The organism is Ornithinimicrobium kibberense, from assembly GCF_006519705.1.
GTDB lineage: Bacteria > Actinomycetota > Actinomycetes > Actinomycetales > Dermatophilaceae > Ornithinicoccus > Ornithinicoccus kibberensis.
In genome coordinates this window covers 52,681-74,398 of the sequence record NZ_VFXM01000009.1, presented here as the reverse complement: position 1 = coordinate 74,398, position 21,718 = coordinate 52,681, and the positions used below count along the sequence as shown (strand labels likewise).

The window sequence follows — 21,718 nt, the reverse complement described above, 5'->3', positions numbered from 1 at the left end:
GCTCACCGCGGGAGCCCGACGGTGACGTGCGTCGACTTGATGGAGGCGACCACGACGCTGCCGACCTCCAGGCCCAGCTCCTGCACCGCCTCGGTGGACAGCAGCGAGACCAGCCGGAAGGGGCCGGCCTGGACGTCCACCTGGGACATGACCGTGTCGCTGAGGATGCGGGTGACCAGCCCCCGCATCTGGTTGCGCGGCGAGGAGGTGCCGGTCCCGGCCTCGGCGGCCTGGGCCGTCCGCTGGGCGTAGCCGGCCAGCTCGGCCCCGTCGAGCACCATCCGGCCCGCGTCGTCCCGGGTGGCCGTCAGGCGGCCGGCGTCGACGGCCCTGCGGACGGTGTCGGAGGAGACACCCAGGAGGGACGCGGCCTCGGCGACACGCAGATGCGACATGCGCAGCAGCATACCGCCGCAGAAGCGGCACGACCGTCGGTCGTGGGTGCCCGCGCTCAGATGCGCAGGGTCACGTCCTGCTCGCGCCACTCGCGCACGACCGGCGCCAGCCCCTGCTCGAGGAGCGGCAGCTGGGGCACCAGGCACAGGCTCGCCACGGCCTGGACCCGGCGGGCGGCGTCCATGGCCTCCACGAGCCGGGGGTCGGTGCGGCGCAGGTCGAGGGTCTCCACGGCCTCGTCGTAGGCCGCGACCGCCTCGGCGCCCAGGCCGGCCAGGTCCCACTCGACGGGGCCGCGGCACACGTCCTCGAAGTCGGCGAAGACCAGGCCCCGCGGGCTGCGGATGACGTTGTGCACCGGGGCGTCCCCCTGGATGGGCTGCACGGTGGTGGGGCCGAACCGGGCCTGGAAGGACTCCTCGTCGGCCAGGACCGGGGCCAGCGCGTGCCACTGGGCGTGCAGCCGGTCCACGTCCTGGGCGGACAGCAGCGGCGATCCCTCGGCGGCCTCGACCATGTCCGCCAGCGACCCGTTGAAGGGGGCGAGGAAGGGCAGCTCGCCGGGGTAGGCGGCCAGGGCCAGGTGCAGGGCCGCGGCGACCTCGGGGTCGGCCGCGCGGTAGGCCCGGTGGTCGGGGGCGGTCTCGACCAGCTCCCAGAAGGTGATCGCGAACCCGTCCTGGCGCACCGGCTCCGGCGGCACGAGCGGGCTCGGGCGGGTGACCGGCACGCCGTGCTCGTGCAGCCAGCCGGCGACGTCCAGCTCGCGGCACTGCCGCTCCTCGACCTGCTCGGCGGTCGTCCCCGGCGGGTGGACGACCGGGATCCGGGCCACGACGGGGGTGGGGGAGAGCCGGACGACGACCGAGAACGCCTCGTGGAGGACCTCGGTGTCGGCGACCTCCAGGTCCAGGTCGCCGGCGGCCGTGAACGCCGCCTCGCAGGCCAGCTCGGTGCGGCGGGCGATCTCCTCGGGGGTCAGGACCGGGTGTGCCATACCTCATCGTGGCAGGGTCCTGCCGGGGCTGCACGCGGGGGTCCTCCGGTTCGGGCCGCCGACCCCGGGGCCAGGCTCACTCCGCTCCGGGACGCTCCACCGGCAGCAGCTGCGGCCGCTTGGCGGAGCGCCCGTCGCCGGAGGACCGGCCCTGCACGCGACGTCGTACCCAGGGGCCGGCGTGCTCGCGCACCCAGCGGCCGTGCTCGCGGGCCCCGGCGACGAACCCGGGCGGCTGCTGCGGGGGGAGGGGGACGTGCCAGTCCGCCTCCTGGGGGTCGTGGCCGAGGGCGGCGTAGGCGGCCAGGGCGACCCGCCGGTGCCCCTCCGCGGTCATGTGGATGCGGTCGTCGGCCCACATCCGCCAGTCCTGGAGGAAGTCGCAGGCCCACTGGTTGAGCACGAAGCAGCCGTGGCGCTGGGCGATCGACCAGATGTGCGCGATGTAGACCGCCACCCGGCCGCGGGTGCGCCCGATGACCGGCGCGCCGACCGGGTCCGTGGGCGTGGCCATGAGCACGTCCGCGCCGGTGGCCCGGATGCGCGCGACGGCCTGCTCCAGCTGGGCCGCCAGGGCGTCCACGTCCGCCGTCGGCCGCAGGATGTCGTTGCCCCCGCCGACGATGCTGACCAGGTCAGGCCCGAGGGCCAGCGCGGCGTCCAGCTGGGGACCGGCCACGTCGGCGAGCTTGCGCCCGCGCACGGCCAGGTTGGCGTAGGACAGCTGGGGAGCGTGCGGCGCGAGCAGCGAGGCCAGCCGGTCGGCCCAGCCGACGAACACGTCGGGGTCGTGCGGGGAGGCGTCGCTCATCCCCTCGGTGAAGGAGTCGCCGATCGCGACGTAGCGCGACCACGCGCGCGGCTCCGGGCGGACGCTGCCGGCCCCGCCGTGCACGGCGGCGCGCGGGGGCAGGGACGGCAGGCCGTCGCTCAGGGTCATGGCAACCTCCAGTCGATCGGGTCGGCCCCCTGCTGCCGGAGCAGGGTGTTGGTGCGGCTGAACGGGCGGCTGCCGAAGAACCCGTGCCGGGCCGACAGCGGGGAGGGGTGCGCGCTCTCCACGCGCGGCACGTCGCCGAGGCGGGCGGCCAGGCCACGGGCGTCGCGTCCCCACAGGACGGCCACCAGCGGGCCGCCGCGGCGCACGAGGGCGTCGATCGCCAGCTCGCTGACCTGCTCCCAGCCCCGTCCCCGGTGGCTGGCCGGGGCGCCCGGCCGCACGGTGAGCACGCGGTTGAGCAGCAGGACGCCCCGCTCGGACCAGGGGCCGAGGTCGCCGGTCGAGGGGGCGGGGCAGCCCAGGTCGTCCACGAGCTCGGCGAAGATGTTCTGCAGGCTGCGGGGCAGCGGGCGCACGTCGGGGGCCACCGAGAAGCTCAGCCCGACGGCGTGGCCGGGGGTGGGGTAGGGGTCCTGTCCGACGACGAGCACGCGCACGTCCGGCAGCGGCTGCCGGAAGACCCGCAGGACCTGGGGCCCGGGGGGCAGGTAGCCACGGCCGGCGGCCAGCTCGGCGCGCAGGAAGTCCCCGAGCTCCCGGACGGTGTCCGCGGCCGGGGAGAGGGCGTCGGCCCAGCTGGGGTGGACCAGCTCGGTCAGCGGGGCGGAGTCAGGCACCGGGACAGGGTATGCGGTGGCGCCGGGGGCGGCGAGGGGGCGCCGGGACGGCGTGGAGGCCGGTCCGCCGCCGAGTGGGCTACAGCTCGATGCCCAGCCGGCGGGCCGAACGGCTGCGCTGGCGGGTGGCGCGCTGACGGCGCAGGCGCTTGATGAGCAGCGGGTCGTGCGCCAGGGCGGCCTCGCTGTCGATGAGCTGGTTGAGCAGCTGGTAGTACCGGGTGGGGCTGAGGTCGAAGAGCTCCTTGACCGCCTCCTCCTTGGAGCCGGCGTGCTTCCACCACCGGTGCTCGAAGTCGAGGATCCTGCGGTCGCGGTCGGAGAGGTCCGTCCCGACATCGTTGACCCGCGGGGCCGCGCCCATGAACACTCCCTCTCGTCCCGGTGGTGCCTGGCCTCGCCGGTGCCAGAGCCGCTCGAACTGGCCGTCAGTCTACGACACCCGAATTGCACGCGTGTCATTTGCCGGGCATGTCCGGTGGGTCGTCGGACCCCGTCCGTCCCGGTGGTCCCAGACGCCTCAGGCGTCCCCCGCGAGCGGGCAGCGAGGCGGCAGGGGCGACCTGCCCGCCGGTCTGTCCACCGGGGTCGGTAGCGTGCTCTCCGACGTGGGGCCAACGGCGGCCCCGCCCGGCACCAGGAGGTCGTCAGCCCGTGCAGACCGACGTCGAGATCGCCCAGTCCGCCCGCCTGCGCCCGATCGGCGAGATCGCCGAGGGACTGGGCCTGGGCCCGGAGGACTGCGAGCCCTACGGGCACGACAAGGCCAAGCTGTCCCTGGACGTGCTCGACCGGCTGGCCGACCGGCCCGACGGCCACCTCATCCTGTGCACGGCGATCAACCCGACCGCCGCGGGGGAGGGTAAGACGACCACCAACGTCGGGCTGTCGATGGCCCTCAACCGGCTGGGGCACCGGGCGATCACGACCCTGCGCGAGCCCTCCCTGGGGCCCGTCTTCGGGATGAAGGGCGGGGCGGCCGGCGGCGGCTTCGCGCAGGTGGTGCCGATGGAGGACATCAACCTGCACTTCACCGGCGACTTCCACGCCATCACCTCGGCGCACAACCTGCTCGCGGCGCTGCTCGACAACTCCGTCCACCAGGGCAACCCGCTGGGCATCAACCCCAAGCGGGTCAGCTGGAAGCGGGTCCTGGACATGAACGACCGCTCGCTGCGCAACATCGTCGTCGGCCTGGGCAAGGTGGGTGACGGCGTGGTCCGGGAGTCCGGCTTCGAGATCACCGTCGCCAGCGAGATCATGGCGGCCCTGTGCCTGGCCACCGGGGTCGAGGACCTCAAGGAACGCCTCGGCCGGATGGTCGTGGCGCAGACCTACGACAAGCAGCCGGTCACCGCGGCCGACCTGGACGCGGCCGGCGCGATGGCGCTGCTGATGAAGGACGCGGTCAAGCCCAACCTGGTCCAGACCCTGGAGAACACGCCGGCGATCATCCACGGCGGGCCGTTCGCCAACATCGCCCACGGCAACAACTCGGTGCTGGCCACCCGCACCGCCCTCAAGCTGGCCGACTACGTCGTCACCGAGGCCGGGTTCGGCGCCGACCTGGGGGCCGAGAAGTTCTTCGACATCGTCGTCCCGGCCGGCGGGCTGACCCCCTCGGCGGTCGTCCTCGTCGCCACCGTCCGCGCCCTGAAGCTCAACGGGGGGATGGACAAGAAGTCGCTGGCCACCGAGGACCTCGAGGCGCTCGGCCGCGGCGTGGTCAACCTCGAGCAGCACCTGGAGAACCTGCAGAAGTTCGGCGTCCCGGTCGTCGTCGCCCTCAACCGCTTCCCCACGGACACCGACGCCGAGCTGGACCTGGTCCGGGAGCGCTGCGCCCAGCTGGGCGCGCCGATGGCGCTCTCGGACGTCTTCGCCCGGGGCGGCGAGGGCGGGGAGGAGCTGGCCCGGGCGGTCGTCGAGCTGTGCGGCCAGGAGAGCAGCTTCGCCCCGCTCTACGACGCGGCCGACGACCTGCTCACCAAGATCGGCACGGTGGCCCGGGAGATCTACCGCGCCGACGGGGTCGACCTGGCCCCCGCGGCGCGGACCCAGCTGGCCGACCTGGAGGCACAGGGGCACGGCCACCTGCCGGTGTGCATGGCCAAGACGCAGTACTCCTTCTCCGACGACCCCACCCTGCTGGGCGCCCCCCGCGGGTTCCGGATCACCGTGCGCGAGCTGGTCGTCAACGCCGGTGCCGGGTTCGTCGTGGCCCTGACCGGCGACATCCTGCGGATGCCCGGCCTGCCGAGGGTCCCGGCGGCGGTCGGGATGGACATCGCCGAGGACGGCACCATCACCGGGCTGTCCTGACCCGGGGGCCGGCCGTGCGGCGCCCGGCCCCCGGGCGGCTCAGGCGAAGGCCGCCACGACGCCGGCCGTGGCGGCCAGCAGCACCACGGACAGCACCCGGTAGTTGGCCCACACCGGCGTGCCCTTGAGCTCGGCGGTCTCCTCGGCCCAGTACTCGTTCTTCCAGGTCAGCTCGTCGGCCTTCTCCTCGTCGACCGCCGGGCCGAGCAGGCTGATCCCGACGAGCATCGCCAGCGACAGGGCGAAGCTGATGCCGGCCGCGTAGAGGAACTGCAGCGGCACCAGCCCGTTGACCTCCACGAGCAGGAACATGGCCAGGCCCAGCGGCTGCATGACGACCAGGGTGAGGAAGGCTGCGGTCGCGGTCGTGCGCCGCCAGCCGATCCCCAGGAGGAAGACGGCCACGACCGGCGGCACGAGGTAGGACAGCACCGACTGCAGGTACTGGTACAGCGTGTCGAACTGGGCGATGAACGGGGCCCAGACGATCGCGACGACGAGGGCCACCACCGTGGAGATCCGGCCGATCGTCACCAGGCCGCGCTGGGAGGTCTTCGGCCGCAGCGTCTTGACGAAGTCCATCGTGACGATCGTCGAGGCCGAGTTGAGGATCGAGTCGACCGTGGAGGTGATGGCCGCGATGACCGCCGCGAGGATCAGCCCGCGCAGCCCGACCGGCATGAGGTCGAACACCAGGGTCGGGAAGACCGTGTCCGGGTTGTCCAGCTCGGGGTAGAGCGACAGCGCCATCACGCCGGGCAGGATGAACAGGAACAGGAAGGTCAGCTTGATGGCACCGGCCAGCAGCGAGCCCCAGCGGCCGTGGTCGAGCGACTTGGCGCCCAGGGTCCGCTGGACCACGAGCTGGTTGGTGGTCCAGTAGTAGAGCCCGATGATGAGCACCCCGGTGACCAGGCCGGGCCAGGGCAGGTCGCCGTGGTCCGCCGGCAGGATCAGGCTCATCTTCTCCTCGCCGGCCGTCTGCACCATGGCGTCCCAGGACTCGATGGCGTTGAAGGTGGCGATGAGCACGAGCACCCCGCCGAGGAGGGTGACCGTGGCCTGGATCGAGTCGCTGATCATCACCGCGCCCAGGCCGCCGATCACGGTGTAGACCGCGGCCAGGATGGCCAGGACGGCCACCGAGACGATGAGCGGCACGTCCGGGTAGAGCACCTTGACCACCATCGCGCCGGCGAACAGGGCCGCGGCCATGTCGATGAACATGTTGGCGAAGAGGTTGAACCCGGCGAACGACATCCGGGTGCGGCGGTCGAAGCGCTTCTCCAGGAACTCCGGGAGGGTGAAGGCCTCCGAGCGCAGGTAGAAGGGCAGGATGAAGAAGATGAAGATGACGAGGATGACGGCCGACATCCACTCGTAGGCGAAGATCGAGATGCCCTGCTCGTAGGCGCCGCCGGCGAGCCCGACGAAGGTCGCGCCGGACATGTTGGTCGCGACGAGGGAGAGCCCGACGAACGGCCAGATGAAGTTGCGTCCTCCGAGGAAGTAGTCCTCGGTCTCGTCGGTCTCCTTGCCCGAGGCCTTGGCCTTCTTCTTCATCCGGCTCTGGGCGACGAGCGGGATGATCCGGCTCAGCAGCAGGTAGCCGATGATGACCGCCAGGTCGATGCCGGTGACGGTGAAGTCGGGCATGCCGCCCCCCGACGTGGTCGACGTGGGCAGCATCACTTCTCCTTCGACGGGGGACGGACGACGAGGACGTCGCAGGGGGCGTGGCGCAGGATCGTCTCGGCGTCGTCGCCGAGGAGGACCCGGGTGAACGCGTTCAGCCCGCGGCTGCCGATGACGACGAGGTCGGCCTGCGTCTCGTCCTGCACGCGCAGCACCTCGTGGGGCGGGCGCCCCAGGCGCAGGTGGGGTATGGCGTCCACGCCCGCCTCCCGCAGGGCCGCCAGCTCGGCGTCCAGTACCGGGCGGGCATCGTCCAAAAGCCGTCGACGGTGCTGCTCGCCGAGGGGCCGGGGGGAGGTCCACGGACTGGCGAGGGCCACGTGCACCACGTGCAGCTGCGCCCCGGTGAACCGGACCAGGTCGACCGCGCGTTCGCGCGCGAGCGCGGCGGTGGGCGAGCCGTCGGTGGCGAGCAGGATGCGCCTGGCGGACGTCATGGCAGCTCCTCGGGTGCGGGTGGCTGAGGCTGGACCGCAGGTTAGGACGAAACTGTGATCCGGGCCACACGAAGTGCCCTGGTCGGCACGGGTCCGCCCCGGTGGCCCGGGGGCACGCACCGGCCGCCCGTAGACTGGGGGCATGGCAGAAGTCACCTGGCGCAGCGTCGCGCCCGGGGTGTACGTCCGACGGCACGAGGAGCTCAACCTCAACTGCGGGCTGGTCGTGGGGGAGGACCGCGCCCTGCTCGTGGACACCCGCAGCTACCACCAGCACGGGGTCGAGCTGGCCGCGGCCGTCCGGGAGATCACCGACCTGGAGGTCACGGTCGTCAACACCCACGCCCACTACGACCACTGCTTCGGCAACTCGGCCTTCCGCGACTCCCAGATCTACGCACACGTCGGCGCCGTGGACGACCTGCGCCGCACCGCCGAGCACCAGCGGGAGCAGATCGTGGCGCACATGCGGGCCACCCACCGGGAGGGGATCGCCGAGGAGATCCTGGCCACCGAGATCGTGCTGCCCTTCTACCTGGTGGAGCAGGACACGCCCCTCGACCTGGGCGGGCGCAGCGTCGAGCTGCTGTTCGCCGGACGGGGCCACACCGACCACGACCTGGCCGTGTCCGTGCCCGACGCGGGCGTCGTCTTCGCCGGGGACCTCGTGGAGGAGGGGGCCGACCCGATGATGGAGGACGCCTTCCCCCAGGAGTGGGCCCCCACCCTGCGCGCCCTGCTGGCCAAGGGGTCGGCGGAGCAGGCCGACGTCTGGGTCCCGGGGCACGGGGCCGTCGTGGACCGTGGCTTCGTCGAGGACCAGGCCGCCCGGCTGGCCCAGCTCGGGGAGCGCTTCGACGAGGTCCTGTCGGGCGGGCTGGCGGGCGTGGACGCCCTCGTCAGCGCCGGGCGCGGCCTGGGGCTGGAGGACCAGACGCTGCGCGACGCGGCGGTGCGGGCCCTCGAGCTGCGCTGACCTACGGTCCCCGGTCAGGGCCTCACCGGTCCCCGCGGACGCGCCCGCCCGGCATTTGCACTCGGAGGGGTCGAGTGCTAATCATGGTCCTAGCACTCTCGACACGAGAGTGATAAGACCGACCGGCAGTGTCGAGGGTCGGGAGCCCGGGCGACGTGAGCCCGTGGGGACCGGCTCGTCCGTCGCGGGCGACACCGCTGGTCACCGCCCATCAGCGTGTGGAGGACAGACCACGATGGCCAAGACCATTGCATTCGACGAGGAGGCTCGCCGCGGGCTCGAGAAGGGCATGAACACCCTTGCCGACGCCGTGAAGGTGACCCTGGGCCCCAAGGGCCGCAACGTCGTGCTCGAGAAGAAGTGGGGTGCGCCCACCATCACCAACGACGGTGTGAGCATCGCCAAGGAGATCGAGCTCGAGGACCCCTACGAGAAGATCGGCGCCGAGCTGGTCAAGGAGGTCGCCAAGAAGACCGACGACGTCGCCGGTGACGGCACCACCACCGCGACCGTCATCGCCCAGGCGATGGTGCGCGAGGGCCTGCGCAACGTCGCGGCCGGCGCCAACCCGATGGCGCTCAAGCGCGGCATCGAGGTGGCCGTCCGCGCCGTGAACGACGAGCTGCTCGGCATGGCCAAGCCGGTCGAGACCAAGGAGCAGATCGCCCAGTCGGCGTCCATCTCCGCGGCCGACGAGGAGATCGGCGGCATGATCGCCGAGGCCATGGACAAGGTCGGCAACGAGGGTGTCATCACCGTCGAGGAGTCCAACACCTTCGGCCTGGAGCTCGAGCTCACCGAGGGCATGCGGTTCGACAAGGGCTACATCTCGCCCTACTTCGTCACCGACACCGACCGGATGGAGGCCGTCCTGGAGGACGCCTACGTCCTGGTCGTCAACTCCAAGATCTCCTCGGTCAAGGACCTGCTGCCGCTGCTGGAGAAGGTCATGCAGTCCGGCAAGCCCCTGGCGATCATCTCCGAGGACGTCGAGGGCGAGGCCCTGGCGACCCTGGTCGTCAACAAGATCCGCGGCAACTTCAAGTCGGTCGCCGTCAAGGCCCCCGGCTTCGGCGACCGTCGCAAGGCCATGCTGGGCGACATCGCCATCCTCACCGGTGGCCAGGTCATCTCCGAGGAGGTCGGGCTCAAGCTGGAGACCGCCGACCTCGACCTGCTGGGCACCGCCCGCAAGGTCGTCGTCACCAAGGACGAGACCACCATCGTCGAGGGCGGCGGCGACGCCGACCAGATCGCCGGTCGGGTCTCCCAGATCCGCACCGAGATCGACAACAGCGACTCCGACTACGACCGCGAGAAGCTGCAGGAGCGGCTGGCCAAGCTGGCCGGCGGCGTGGCGGTCATCAAGGCCGGCGCGGCGACCGAGGTCGAGCTCAAGGAGCGCAAGCACCGCATCGAGGACGCCGTCCGCAACGCCAAGGCCGCGGTCGAGGAGGGCATCGTCGCCGGCGGCGGCGTGGCGCTGATCCAGGCCTCCAAGGCCTTCGAGGGTCTCTCGCTCGAGGGTGACGAGGCCACCGGCGCCAACATCGTCAAGGTCGCCATCGAGGCCCCGCTCAAGCAGATCGCGGTCAACGCCGGTCTCGAGGGTGGCGTCGTCGCGGAGAAGGTGCGCAACCTGACCCCCGGCGAGGGCCTCAACGCGGCCACCGGCGAGTACGGCGACATGCTGTCCTTCGGCGTCGCCGACCCGGTCAAGGTGACCCGCTCCGCCCTGCAGAACGCGGCCTCCATCGCGGCCCTGTTCCTCACCACCGAGGCCGTCATCGCCGACAAGCCGGAGAAGACCCCGGCCATGCCGGCGGGCGCCGACGGCGGCATGGGCGGCATGGACTTCTGATCCGCTGACGGATCGGAGCACAGCGCGCCCGCGTTCCTCGCGGGCGGTCAACGCACCGACGGGGCGGTCCCTCCCACCGGAGGGGCCGCCCCGTCGGCGTGCCACGGGACGCCCTCGGGTGGACGGCCGGGACCGGCCGCCCCGTTCCTGCGCGTCAGCCCGGCTGGAACCGCATCCGGTTGGTCTGCTCGACCAGCTCGTAGTCCTGGCCGGCGCTGCGCAGGGTGGTGGAGATCTGCTGCAACGAGGCGCGCACCCGCTCCTGGGTCGCGCTCCAGTCCTGCGTGACGGACTGGAAGCCGGCCGAGGCCGACCCCTGCCAGCAGTCCTGCAGCGCGGTCAGGCTGCCCATCATCGCGCGCACCTCGGCCTCGATCGTGGTCGCGATCCGCTCGATGTCGCCCGAGGCAGCGGCGATCCGGGCCGTGTCGACGGCGAACGTGTTGCTCATGACTCATCCTCCTCGTGGCGGCCGGTCGGCCCCCTCGCCCCCCGACGGTAGGCCTCCCACGCGCACGACCCGGTGAGTTGTCCACAGCTCCCCGGCCGCAGCCCCACCCCCCGCACCTTCCCCCCCCCGCACCCGTGCCCGACGGGCGCGCCCGCATACCCGGGCACCGGTAGTCTCGGACGCCATGACCGGACGCTCGATCGCCCTCTTCGCCCTCGCGGCGCTGCTGGAGATCGGGGGTGCGTGGCTGGTCTGGCAGGGGATCAAGGAGCACCGGGGGTGGCTGTTCGTGGGGATCGGGGTCGTCAGCCTGGGGCTGTACGGGGTCGTGGCCGCGTTCCAGCCGGACGCGCACTTCGGCCGGGTCCTGGCGGCCTACGGCGGGGTGTTCATCGTCGGGTCGCTGCTGTGGGGCATGGTGGCCGACGGCTTCCGCCCCGACCGCTGGGACGTGCTGGGGGCGCTGACCTGCCTCGTGGGTGTCGCGATCATCATGTACGCACCGCGGTCGCTGCCATGACCGTCCTCATCGACCCGCCCCTGTGGCCGGCCCACGGGCGGCACTTCTCCCACCTGGTCAGCGACAGCTCGCTGGCCGAGCTGCACGCGTTCGCGCGGGCCGCGGGCCTGCCCGGACGGGCCTTCGAGGGCGACCACTACGACGTCCCCGAGGAGCGGTATGCCGCGCTCGTCGCCGCGGGGGCGGTGCCGGTGCCGGCGACCGAGCTGGCCCGGCGGCTGCGGGACAGCGGCCTGCGGTTCCGCAAGCGACGGGGGGAGCGCCCGCTCGCCCGGGTGGAGAACGGGCTCGCCGCGGCCACCTCGGCCCCGCACGTGCTCGACGTGCTCGCCTCGGGGATGGAGCAGACGCATGCCGGCGCGGCCGTCGTCCTCGTCCGCCGGGACGCGTGGATGGCCCTGGTGCGCAACGCGACCCGTCCCGGCTGGGCGCCGCCCGGGGGCAAGCGCGAGCGTGGCGAGACCGTGCGCGAGGGGGCGGTGCGGGAGGTCGTCGAGGAGACGGGTCTGGTGCTCGACCCCGCAGAGCTGGTGCCGGTCGGCTACGAGCGCATCACGGTGGCCCCCGGGGCCGACCCGCGGCCCTTCGACACCGGGGTCAACCACCTGCAGGTCTTCGGGGCGGTGCTGGACACCGACGGTCTGCCGCCCCTGCGGCCCGACCTCGACGACGTGCTCGAGGCCGGGTGGTTCACCCGGGGGGACGCCGACCGGATGACGGCCCACGAACCCTGGTGGCCGCTGGTCGACTGGTGGTGGGACCGGGCCGAGCTCACTGCCCGTCGGTGAGGTCGGCGAGCTCCCCGGCGAGATTGCGCCGCGCCCGCTCCGTCCAGCGGCGGTGGCCGTGGGTGGTCCGGTAGAGCCGGTCCCGTCCCGCAAAGGCGCGCAGCACCGCGGACCGCCCTGAACGGAAGGAGTCGTCGGGCACGTGGGCATACTCCTCGCGCACCTGACGGCGGTAGGCGGCGTACCGCTCCGGCGGGGCCGAGAGGATCCACAGGTCGGCGTCGTGGACGGCGTCGAGCACGGCGAGGGGCCCGGCGTCGGGTGCCACCTCGTGGGTGGCCGTCATCAGCACCCCCTCCTCGACGACGTCGACCACGACGTCGTCGGCCCCGAGGTGGTGCAGGTGGTCGCGCGCCAGGGTGGCGCTGCGGTGCTCGTTGCTCCCTGCGGCCGCCCGCGGGTCGTGGGCCAGGTCGTGGTACCAGGCGACGGTGCGCGCGAGGAGGGCCTCCTCGGGGGACAGCGGGACGGCGCCCTCGAGCTCGTCGAGGGCGGCCAGCATCTCCTCCAGGTGCTGGACGGTGTGGTAGCGCCGGTGCGCCTCGGTCCACCCGGCCAGCAGCCGGGAACCCTCGCCCAGCCACCGGTCGCGCCCTGCGTGCGGGGCCAGCTCGGCGGCGTCGAGGAGCCAGCGGTCCAGCAGGAGCTCCGGGTCGGTCCTCATGGTCGTCCACCCTGCCAGGAAGGCGACGCCGACGGCGACCGCGGCAGGTGCCGGGTCGCCGTCGGTGGGTCGTGGGGGCTCAGCGCTTGACGAGCGAGTCCGCCAGGTCGGCCAGCGTGTCGGCCAGGTCCGCCCGGGCGTCGTGGGCGCTGCTGAGCAGGCCCTTGACGCCCTTCTCGGCCTTGTGCGACCCCGAGCCGACGGCTCCGGTGACGCCGCTGGCCACGGCCCCGGCCGCGCCCGTGACACCCCCGGCGACGGCCTCGGCGGCGTGCTTGGTGCCGGAGAGGAAGGACTGCATCGCCAGCGTCAGCCCCGCGCCGACCAGCCACACGTCCTTGGCGACGGCGGTGCCCTCCTGCGTGGGCCGGATGCCGTCGTCCTGGGTCATCCCCGGGGTGTTCAGGTACATCCCCACCAGGCCGGCGCCGAACGCCGTGAGAGCCCCGCCGGCGATCGCGGACGGGACGGTCGGCAGCAGCAGCAGCGCCCCGACGCCGATCTCGCCGTAGCCCAGGAGCTTGGTGAAGTCGGCCGGCTTCATGTCCTTGAACACCGGGTAGACGCTGGAGGCCCAGCCGTGCATCTGCTCGGCGGCCTCCTGGTCGGCCTTGAGCTTGGTGAGCCCGGAGTTGACGATGAAGGCGCCGGTGGTCAGCCGCAGCGGGACGTGGGTGGGGTGCATGGTCGCTCCTCTTCGGTGGGGGTCGTTCGTCTGGTCCCACGGTATGCCGTGGCCCGGCCGGGTGCGACCTCAGCCCTGCCCGAGCGGTCCGGGAAGGGGTTCGGCGTGGACCACCGTGAGCCCGCTGACGGCGCGGGTGAGGACGACGTAGAGGCGCCGCAGGCCGCTGCGGCCGTCCGGCTCGGCCCGGGCGAGGGCAGCCGGCTCCACGACCACGACCTGGTCGAACTCCAGGCCCTTGGCCACCGTGGCGGGCACCAGGTGGACGGGTAGCAGCCGCTCCCCGGCGTGGTCGCCGTCGAGGACCTCGTGCTCCAGGCCCGCCGCCGACAGGGCGGCGCCGACACGGGCGACCCAGCTGTCGGGCACGACGACGCCGACCGTGCCCTCCGCGTCGGCCACCTCCGCGACGGCGGCGACGGCGCCGGCGACCGCGTCGTCCACGGGACGCACGTCCAGCCGGCCCGGGTCCGGGCGGACCGACTCCGGCGCCGCCAGGCCGGGCGCCACCTGGGGCAGGAGGCGCGCGGCATACCCGATGACCGAGGCGGGGACCCGGAAGCCGCGGACGAGCACCTCCAGGTGCGTGGTGGGTGCGTCGAGGTCCTTGCCGAGGTGGCCCAACGACTCGGCCCAGCTGCCGGTGGCCCAGGGGGTGGTGCCCTGGGCGATGTCCCCCAGCACCGTGAGCGAGCCCGTGGCGGCGCGGCGGCCGACCGCCCGCAGCTGCATGGGGGAGAGGTCCTGGGCCTCGTCGAGGATCACGTGCCCCAGGCTGGGCGTGCGCTCGAGCAGGTCGGCGACCTCGTCGAGCAGCGGCAGGTCGGCGATGCTCCACCGGGCCGACCCCGGGGAGCGGGGTGCCCTGTCCCACACCAGGTCCTGCTGGTCCGGGGCGAGCCCCTCGCCGGTGCCCAGCACGTGGGCCAGGACGGCGGCAGGCGTGAGCTGCGGCCACACCTGCTTGACGTAGGCGGTGACCGGGGCCGACCGTGCGACGGCGTCCTGCACCCGGTCGTCGGGGGAGTCGCCGGCACGCTCCATCTCCAGCAGGACCGCGTGCGCGAGGCGCCGGGGCAGCATGGCCCGGGCGGCGCCGTAGCGCACGCCGCGCGTGCGCAGCTCATCCAGGATGTCCTGGACCTGGTAGGCGGGCACCCGCCACCGGCGTGACCCACGGGGCACGACGAGGGGCTCGGTCGCCGGCCGGACGTGCGACCAGACCGCGTCGGAGAGCACCTGCGCCATGCGTGCCTCGCCCTTGAGCCGGGCGACGGAGGGCGGGTCGACGGTCCGCACGCGGGCGTGCGCGAGCAGCTCCTCGACGGTGGTGTGCCGCACCGAGATCTCCCCGAGCGAGGGCAGGACCGCCCCGACGTGCTCGAGGAAGGCCCGGTTGGGCCCCACGACCAGCACGCCTGACCGGGACAGCCGGTCGCGGAAGGCGTAGAGCAGCCAGGCCGCCCGGTGCAGGCCGACCGCGGTCTTGCCCGTGCCGGGGGCGCCCTGGACGCAGATGGTGGTGCCGACGTCGGCCCGGACGATCTCGTCCTGCTCGGGCTGGATGGTGGCGACGATGTCGCGCATCGGACCGATGCGGGGACGCTCGATCTCGCGGGCCAGCAGGCGCGACCCGGCGGCGTCGACCGGTGCGGCCTGCCGGTCGAGCTCCTCCTGGTCGAGCCACTCGTCCTCCAGCGCGGTGATCCGTCCGCCCTCGACCCCGAAGCGGCGGCGGCGCCGGACGCCCATCGGGTCCGTGGGACCGGCCCGGTAGAACGGCGTGGACACGTCGGCCCGCCAGTCGACGACGACCGGGTCGCCGGAGGCGTCCGTCACGTGGCGCCGGCCGATATGGAGCCGGTCCTCGCCGACGGGGCCGGTGGTGTCGATGCGGCCGAAGAAGAGGGTGGTGCCAGGGTCGTCCTGGAGGGCCCTGGCCCGCAGCCAGAGGGTGCGCGCCAGCGCCTCGCCGGCGATCGCGTCGCCCGCGTCGGCGCCGAGGGAGAGGGTGTGCTCGCGCATCCGGGCGAGCTCGGCCCGGGCCCGGGCCAGGTGGGCGCGCTCGGCGGCGAGCTCGTCCTCGGGGGTGTGGACCGGCCCGGGGGGCTGGGAGGCCGGAGGTCGGCCAGGGGCAGGAGGCGGGGGAGGGGCAGATGGTGGAGCAGGCACGACGAGACCTCGGGAAAGGAGGGGGGAGCGTGACGATACACCCGCCCGCGGCCTCCGGTCCTGCCCTGTGCAGAACCGGTGCCCTGGCACGCGACACGCCGCAGCGCTGCCGGCACGGTGCGCGACACGCCGGGGCTGCTGGGCCGGTGGTGCGCGACACGCCTGGGCAGGTCGGGCCCACGCTGGGCGACGCGGGGTCAGGAACGCGTCGGTCAGGGGCGGCGGGCGCGCAGGGGGCGGACCATCGGCCGGCGGCCCCGGTGGCGTTCGACCGCCTTCTCGTAGTGGCCTACGAGCGTCTCGGTGGCCGCCCGCCACGAGTGCGTCTCGGCGTCCTCGCGGGCGGCCCGGCCCATCCGGCCCCGCAGGTCGGGGTCGGTCAGGAGCCGGTGCAGCCGGTCGGTGAGGGTGTCGGTGTCGCCGGGCCGGACCAGGAAGCCGGTGCGTCCCTCGTCGACGACGAACGGGATGCCGCCGGCGTCGGCCCCGACGACCGGCACGCCGCTGGCCATCGACTCCAGCGCGACCAGGCCGAGGGTCTCCGTGGTCGAGGGGAAGGCGAAGACGTCCGCCGAGGCGTAGGCCGCAGCCAGGTCCTGTCCCCCGAGGTAGCCGGTGAACACCGTCGGTGTCCCGGCGAACATCCGCTCCAGCTCGGCCTGTCCCGGACCGGAGCCGACGAAGGCCAGCCGGGCGCCCGTCGCCGCCAGTCGGCGCGCCGGCTCGAGCAGCTGGTCCAGGTCCTTCTCCCGGGACAGCCTCCCCACGTAGAGGACCAGCGGCGCGTCCGGCTCCCCTCCGGTGAGGCGGTGGCGCATCTGCTCCGTGCGCGCGTCCGGGTGGTAGGTGACCGTGTCGACCGCCTTGGGCCACAGGTCCACCTCCCGGATGCCGACCTGGCGGGCGCGGTCGACCATCTGCCGGGAGGTGCACAGGTTGACCTCGGCGAGGTTGTGCATCCCGGTGATCCAGCCCTGCGAGGGTGCCCGCAGGAGCGAGAGCCCGTTGCCCAGGCGCGTCGTGTACGACGGCACATCGGTGTGGAAGCTGGCCAGGAGCGGCAGGTTGCGCCGGCGGGCGGACAGCACGCCGTAGGCCGCCAGCCACACCGGGTTGACCGCGTGCACGACGTCGGGCTGGAAGGCCATCATCTCCCGCGCGATCCGGGCGGTGGGCAGGCCGACCTTGATCTCGGGGTACCAGGGGCGGAAGGAGACCGACCGGACCTTGACGACGCGGTGCGGGCCGTAGCTCGCCGGCGGGTCCCCGGGCGCGAAGACCAGCGCCGTGTGGCCGAGCTCGGTCAGCTGGTCGAGGGTGCGGGTGATGCGCGTGACGACCCCGTCGACCTTGGGCAGGAAGACCTCGGTGAACAGCGCGACGCGCACAGGGGTATGCCGTCGCTCAGGCGGACTGCGGGGCGGCGGCCTCCGCGGGGCTCGAGGTCGGCGACGGTCCCGGCCCCGACGGAGGGGTGGGCACCCGGGAGGTGGGCACGCCCGGCTGCTGCTCCACCGTCCACACCGAGGTGCAGGGGATCTTGTCCAGGTCGGCCCGGTCGGCGTAGCGCCGGGCGACGTCCTCGACCTCGAGCAGGAGGCCCTCCTCGAGGAGGGTCGGCTCCAGCCCCAGGTCCAGGAAGGTGTCGTTGCTGACGTGCAGCTCGTTCTCGGCCGCCTCGTGCCGGGGGTTGGGGACCAGCTCGACGGAGGCGTCGCTGATCCGGGCGACCATCTCGGCCAGGTCCCGGACCCGGTGGGTCTCGGTCATCTGGTTGAAGATCTTCACCCGGTCGCCGCGCCCGGGCGGGTTGTCCAGGGCGATCTGCACGCACCGGACCATGTCGCGGATATGGATGAAGGCCCGCGTCTGGCCGCCGGTGCCATGGACGGTCAGGGGGTAGCCGACGGCGGCCTGCATGAGGAAGCGGTTGAGGACCGTGCCGTAGTCGCCGTCGTAGTCGAACCGGTTGATCAGCCGCTCGTCGCGCAGCGTCTGGTCGGTGTGCGTGCCCCAGATGATGCCCTGGTGCAGGTCGGTGATCCGCAGCCGGTCGTTCTTGGCGTAGTAGGCGAACAGCTGCTGGTCCAGGCACTTGGTCATGTGGTAGATCGAGCCCGGGTTGGTCGGGTACAGGATCTGCTGGCCGATGCGCTCACCCTGGTCGGTCGTGACCTCCACGTCCAGGTAGCCCTCGGGGATCTTCATGCCCGCGGTGCCGTACCCGTAGACGCCCATCGTGCCCAGGTGCACGAGGTGGGCGTCCAGGCCGGACTCGACGAGGGCGCACAGCACGTTGTGTGTGGCGTTGGTGTTGTTGTCGACCGTGTAGCGCTTGTGGGCCGGCGACTTCATCGAGTAGGGGGCCGCGCGCTGCTCGGCGAAGTGCACCACGGCGTCGGGCCGCTCGGTGACGAGCAGGTCCAGGAGGGCGTCGTAGTCCTGGGCCACGTCGATCTCGGCGAACCGGATCTGCCGGCCGCCCACCTCCTGCCAGGCCGAGAGCCGCTCCTCGGGGGTGACGATCGGGGTGAGCGAGGAGGCGCCGAGCTCCTCGTCGATGCGGCGTCGGGACAGGTTGTCGACGATGAGGACGTCGTGGCCGAGGTCGGACAGGTGCAGGGACGCGGGCCAGCCGCAGAACCCGTCACCGCCCAGGACGGCGATCTTCACGTGAGCACTCCTTGTCGCAGGGTCGCCGCGGCGTGGAACGGCGGTGTGGTGAGCGTATCAACGCGGCTCGCCGGCACCCTCCCTCGGCGGCATGACGTCCGTGTCGTCGAGCCCGGGGACGGCGGGGTCCTCGTCCGCCGGCACGACCTCCGTGCCCTCGGCCGCCACGACGGTGGCCCCGTCGGTGGCCACGACCGTCCCGCCCTCGGAGACGACGGTGCCCCCCTCGGAGACGACCGTCTGGGCCTCGTCGACGTGCAGCTCGGCGTCCTCCCCGAGGGTGCCGTGGTACTCCACGACGTAGTCGGGCTGCTCCGGGTGGGCGATCTCCGGGGCGTTCTCCGGCTCGGTGCCGTGGACGTAGTCGGGGGCCACGACGACGACGTCCTCCAGGGTGCCCTCCTCCGAGCGGCGCTGGAACTCCTCCGGCGGCAGCACCTTGCGCCAGCGGCGGGTGGTCAGCACGCCGACCTCCCCGGCGTCCTCGCGGAGCGCGCGCAGCAGCGAGTAGATCTGCAGGTAGCCGAAGACGAAGAACGGCAGGCCGATGAGGATGGCGGTGTTCTGCAGGGCGGTCAGCCCCCTGGTCCCCGTCGCGGTGAGCAGGACCGCGGCGATGACGCCGATGGCGACCACCCAGAAGACCCGCTGGTGCACCGGCGACTCCTCCTCGTGGCCGCTGCCCATCGTGTCCATCACCAGGGCCGCCGAGTCGATCGAGGTGATGAAGAAGAGCACGACGACGAGCACGCCGACCGCCGAGGTGATCGAGGCCAGCGGGAAGTTGGCGAGGAACTCGAACATCGCCCCCGGGATGTCGCCCTCGTCGACGACGGCCTCGACCAGCCCGCCGTCCCCGTTGAGCTCGATGTCGAAGACGCCCATGCCGAAGATGCCGAACCAGACGACCGAGAAGAGCGTGGGGAAGGCAAGCACGCCGAAGACGAACTGCCGGATCGTCCGGCCGCGGGAGATGCGGGCGATGAAGATGCCCACGAACGGCGACCAGGTGATCGTCCACGCCCAGTAGAAGACCGTCCAGCCGCTCTGCCAGCCGGTGTCGGCCAGGGTGTCGTTCCAGAACGCCAGCTGGGGCAGCATCGACAGGTAGGTGCCGGCCGACTCCACCATCCCCTTGAGCATCATCACGGTCGGTCCGGTGAGCAGGATGAAGACCAGCAGGCCGACGGCGATGAGGATGTTGGTGTTGGACAGCCGCTTGATGCCCTTGTCCAGGCCGAGGGCCACCGAGACGGAGGCGACGATCGACACCGCGGTGATGATGAGGATCTGCGACAGCGCCGACTCGGAGACGCCGAAGAGCCGGGCCAGCCCGCTGTTGATCTGCATGGTGCCCAGGCCGATCGAGACGGCCACGCCGAACAGGGTGCCGACGATCGCCAGGATGTCGGTGGCCCGGCCGACCGGCCCGTGGATCCCCTCGCCGAGCAGCGGCTGGAACATCGAGCTGACCCGCGGCGGCAGGTTGCGCTTGTACATGAAGTAGCCGAACGCCAGCGCCGGCAGGGTGAAGATCGTCCAGGTGTGCAGCCCGAAGTGGTAGAGCGTGAAGCCCATCGCCTCGGTGGCCGCCTCCATCGACGCCGGCTCCACGCCCTGGCGCGGCGGGTTGGCGAAGTGGTTGACCGGCTCGGCCACGGCCCAGAACATGAGGATCGTCCCGATGCCGGCGGCGAAGAGCATCGCGAACCAGGACAGGTTGGAGTGCCCCGGCGACTCGTCGTCGGCCCCGAGCCGGACCTGGCCGAACCGGCTCATCGCCAGGTAGAGCAGGAACAGCAGGAAGACGGTGACGCCCAGGACGTAGAACCAGCCCAGGTTGGTGATGAGCCAGGCCGAGCCGCCGGCGAACAGGGCGTCCATCTGCTCGGTGAGCAGCAGGGTCGCCAGGACGAACAGGACGATGAGTCCTGCCGACCCGAAGAACACCACCGGGCTGGTGCGCAGCCGCAGCGCGTCGTGCAGTCTCGTGAGCATCGTCGTCTCCTCGTGCGGGCGCAGGCCGCGGCCGCCGGTCGGGGTCGGGGGGCGAAGAACCGCGACGACGATACAGAGAGTGCTCAGGTCAACGGAATCAGCCGCCGTCGGGGCGGGTCGCCAGGGTGACGGTCACCTGGACCCGCTCCCCGTCGCGGACCACCTCGAGCTCGACCTGCTCCCCGGACGCGCGCTCGCGCACCTGGCCCACCAGGGCGATCGCCGAGCGCACCTGCTCCCCGTCGATGGCCACGACGAGGTCGCCGTCCTGGATGCCGGCCTCCGCGGCGGGGGACCCGGGCTCGACCTGGCGGACCTCGGCCCCGGTCAGGGCCGCGCCGTCGGTCTCGGCCGCCCCGTCGCGCAGACCCACCCCGAGGAAGGCGTGCTCGGCGGTGCCGTCGGTGATGAGCTGGTCGGTGATCACCTGCACCTTGGCCGCCGGGATCGCGAAGCCGATGCCGATGGAGCCGGCCTGCGACGTTCCCGCGGCAGGCAGCGCGGCGATCGAGGAGTTGATGCCGACGAGCTCGCCCGCGGCGTTGACGAGGGCACCGCCGGAGTTGCCCGGATTGATCGCGGCGGAGGTCTGGATCGCGTTGGTCACCACCTCGGTGGCCACCGGGTCGCCGCCGGGCGTGGTGCCGGTGGCGCGGGTGGTGACCGGCCGGTCGAGCGCGCTGACGATCCCGGTGGTGACCGTCCCGGACAGGCCGAGAGGGTTGCCGATCGCCATGACCGGGTCGCCCACGGCCAGGGCACCGTCGTCGCCGACCGCCACCGGCTCCAGGTCCGCCGGGGCGTTCTCGAGGGCCAGCACGGCCAGGTCGCTCGAGGGGTCCTGGCCGACCACCGAGGCGGGGTAGCGCCGGCCGTCGGAGAGGACCACCTGGACCTGCTCGGCCGTGCCCACGACGTGGGCGTTGGTCACCACGTGCCCGTCGGTGTCCCAGACCACGCCGGAGCCCGACCCCTGGCCCTGCCGACCGACCACGTCGATGGAGACGACGCCGGGGGTCACCGCGTCCGCCACCGCGGCCCAGTCCTGGTCCTTGGACAGGGACACGGGCGTGCCCTCCGCCGCGCCGTCGTCGCCGGTGTCCTGCGGCGCCGCCGAGGGTGCGCTGGTGGCCGCCGGGTCCTCGTCGTCGAGGCCCTGCACCGCGGCGTAGGTGCCGACGGAGGCGAGCACGGCCGAGAGGAGGGCGGCCGCCAGGACGTCGACCCACCGCCGTCCGCCGCGGCGGCGCGGGGGCGACGCCGGCACGTGCTGGGTGGTGGTGTCCGGGCCGGGCTGGGGGGTCGTCATGGTCACCATGGCAGCACGTCCCGGTGGATCTGCCCTGGGGGTAGGCTGAGCGTCGGCTGGGAGCCGGAGCCCCCCGGCACGGGGGCAGGGAACCACAGCGTCGGTGCCGCGCGGGTCACGAACCGGTCGCGCGCAGGTTGCTATCGGATAACGATGA

The 21,718-nt window shown here is 73.0% G+C and carries 20 protein-coding genes; 5 read left to right on the top strand and 15 right to left on the bottom strand.

Annotated elements, in window-relative coordinates; all coding sequences use genetic code 11:
• Positions 1-2 precede the first annotated feature (2 nt).
• From FJR00_RS09065 to FJR00_RS09045, 5 genes are all read right to left on the bottom strand, one after another.
• Positions 3-395, bottom strand: a complete 393-nt coding sequence (locus FJR00_RS09065) for a TOBE domain-containing protein (protein ID WP_141338429.1) — start codon at positions 393-395, stop codon at positions 3-5.
• A 56-nt stretch (positions 396-451) separates the two neighbouring features.
• On the bottom strand, positions 452-1,393 hold the full coding sequence (locus FJR00_RS09060) for a phosphotransferase (protein WP_202876627.1): 942 nt from the start codon (positions 1,391-1,393) through the stop codon (positions 452-454).
• Between the two features lie 76 nt (positions 1,394-1,469).
• Complete coding sequence (locus FJR00_RS09055) at positions 1,470-2,333, bottom strand: SGNH/GDSL hydrolase family protein (RefSeq protein WP_141338428.1); 864 nt, start codon at positions 2,331-2,333, stop codon at positions 1,470-1,472.
• On the bottom strand, positions 2,330-3,010 hold the full coding sequence (locus FJR00_RS09050) for a uracil-DNA glycosylase (protein ID WP_141338427.1): 681 nt from the start codon (positions 3,008-3,010) through the stop codon (positions 2,330-2,332). Before FJR00_RS09050 ends, FJR00_RS09055 begins: the two co-directional genes overlap by 4 nt.
• 79 nt (positions 3,011-3,089) lie before the next feature.
• The gene (locus FJR00_RS09045) at positions 3,090-3,374 is read right to left on the bottom strand and encodes a DUF3263 domain-containing protein (RefSeq protein ID WP_075956706.1); all 285 of its coding nucleotides are present in this window, start codon (positions 3,372-3,374) and stop codon (positions 3,090-3,092) included.
• Positions 3,375-3,664: 290 nt separating this feature from the next.
• Here FJR00_RS09045 and FJR00_RS09040 point away from each other — a divergent pair, with 290 nt between their 5' ends.
• The gene (locus FJR00_RS09040) at positions 3,665-5,332 is read left to right on the top strand and encodes a formate--tetrahydrofolate ligase (protein WP_141338426.1); all 1,668 of its coding nucleotides are present in this window, start codon (positions 3,665-3,667) and stop codon (positions 5,330-5,332) included.
• A gap of 39 nt (positions 5,333-5,371) precedes the next feature.
• On the opposite strand, the gene FJR00_RS09035 is transcribed toward FJR00_RS09040, so the two are convergent.
• The gene (locus FJR00_RS09035) at positions 5,372-7,021 is read right to left on the bottom strand and encodes a sodium:solute symporter (RefSeq protein WP_141338425.1); all 1,650 of its coding nucleotides are present in this window, start codon (positions 7,019-7,021) and stop codon (positions 5,372-5,374) included.
• Positions 7,021-7,464 (bottom strand): universal stress protein, encoded by a 444-nt coding sequence (locus FJR00_RS09030; protein WP_181409563.1) that lies wholly within the window; start codon positions 7,462-7,464, stop codon positions 7,021-7,023. Before FJR00_RS09030 ends, FJR00_RS09035 begins: the two co-directional genes overlap by 1 nt.
• 142 nt (positions 7,465-7,606) lie before the next feature.
• Between FJR00_RS09030 and FJR00_RS09025 the strand changes: the two genes are divergently transcribed.
• Entirely contained in the window at positions 7,607-8,440 is an 834-nt protein-coding gene (locus FJR00_RS09025) for an MBL fold metallo-hydrolase (protein ID WP_141338423.1), read from the top strand.
• A gap of 235 nt (positions 8,441-8,675) precedes the next feature.
• Positions 8,676-10,301: a chaperonin GroEL gene (gene groL, locus FJR00_RS09020; protein ID WP_141338422.1), complete on the top strand. Its 1,626-nt coding sequence runs from the start codon at positions 8,676-8,678 to the stop codon at positions 10,299-10,301.
• 154 nt (positions 10,302-10,455) lie between these two features.
• Here the strand turns inward: groL and FJR00_RS09015 are convergent, their stop codons facing one another.
• On the bottom strand, positions 10,456-10,752 hold the full coding sequence (locus FJR00_RS09015) for a WXG100 family type VII secretion target (protein WP_075956673.1): 297 nt from the start codon (positions 10,750-10,752) through the stop codon (positions 10,456-10,458).
• 184 nt (positions 10,753-10,936) lie between these two features.
• Between FJR00_RS09015 and FJR00_RS09010 the strand changes: the two genes are divergently transcribed.
• Together FJR00_RS09010 and FJR00_RS09005 are read left to right on the top strand one after the other, a co-directional pair.
• Positions 10,937-11,272, top strand: coding sequence for a YnfA family protein (locus FJR00_RS09010; RefSeq protein ID WP_141338421.1), 336 nt, complete (start codon positions 10,937-10,939; stop codon positions 11,270-11,272).
• Positions 11,269-12,060, top strand: a complete 792-nt coding sequence (locus FJR00_RS09005) for a DUF4031 domain-containing protein (protein WP_141338420.1) — start codon at positions 11,269-11,271, stop codon at positions 12,058-12,060. Before FJR00_RS09010 ends, FJR00_RS09005 begins: the two co-directional genes overlap by 4 nt.
• On the opposite strand, the gene FJR00_RS09000 is transcribed toward FJR00_RS09005, so the two are convergent.
• The 7 genes from FJR00_RS09000 to FJR00_RS08970 form a co-directional block, all read right to left on the bottom strand.
• A complete protein-coding gene (locus FJR00_RS09000; protein WP_141338419.1) occupies positions 12,044-12,724 on the bottom strand; it encodes an HD domain-containing protein in 681 nt (226 codons plus the stop codon). The genes FJR00_RS09005 and FJR00_RS09000 overlap by 17 nt on opposite strands.
• 79 nt (positions 12,725-12,803) lie before the next feature.
• A complete protein-coding gene (locus FJR00_RS15740; RefSeq protein ID WP_075956671.1) occupies positions 12,804-13,409 on the bottom strand; it encodes a hypothetical protein in 606 nt (201 codons plus the stop codon).
• Between the two features lie 69 nt (positions 13,410-13,478).
• Entirely contained in the window at positions 13,479-15,581 is a 2,103-nt protein-coding gene (locus FJR00_RS08990; protein WP_337678391.1) for a HelD family protein, read from the bottom strand.
• A gap of 212 nt (positions 15,582-15,793) precedes the next feature.
• Entirely contained in the window at positions 15,794-16,969 is a 1,176-nt protein-coding gene (locus FJR00_RS08985; RefSeq protein WP_141338418.1) for a glycosyltransferase, read from the bottom strand.
• Positions 16,970-16,985: 16 nt separating this feature from the next.
• Positions 16,986-18,254: an NAD-dependent epimerase/dehydratase family protein gene (locus FJR00_RS08980; protein ID WP_141338417.1), complete on the bottom strand. Its 1,269-nt coding sequence runs from the start codon at positions 18,252-18,254 to the stop codon at positions 16,986-16,988.
• A 57-nt stretch (positions 18,255-18,311) separates the two neighbouring features.
• The gene (locus FJR00_RS08975; protein ID WP_238330404.1) at positions 18,312-20,252 is read right to left on the bottom strand and encodes a BCCT family transporter; all 1,941 of its coding nucleotides are present in this window, start codon (positions 20,250-20,252) and stop codon (positions 18,312-18,314) included.
• A 97-nt stretch (positions 20,253-20,349) separates the two neighbouring features.
• Entirely contained in the window at positions 20,350-21,561 is a 1,212-nt protein-coding gene (locus FJR00_RS08970; RefSeq protein ID WP_238330403.1) for a S1C family serine protease, read from the bottom strand.
• Positions 21,562-21,718 lie beyond the last annotated feature (157 nt).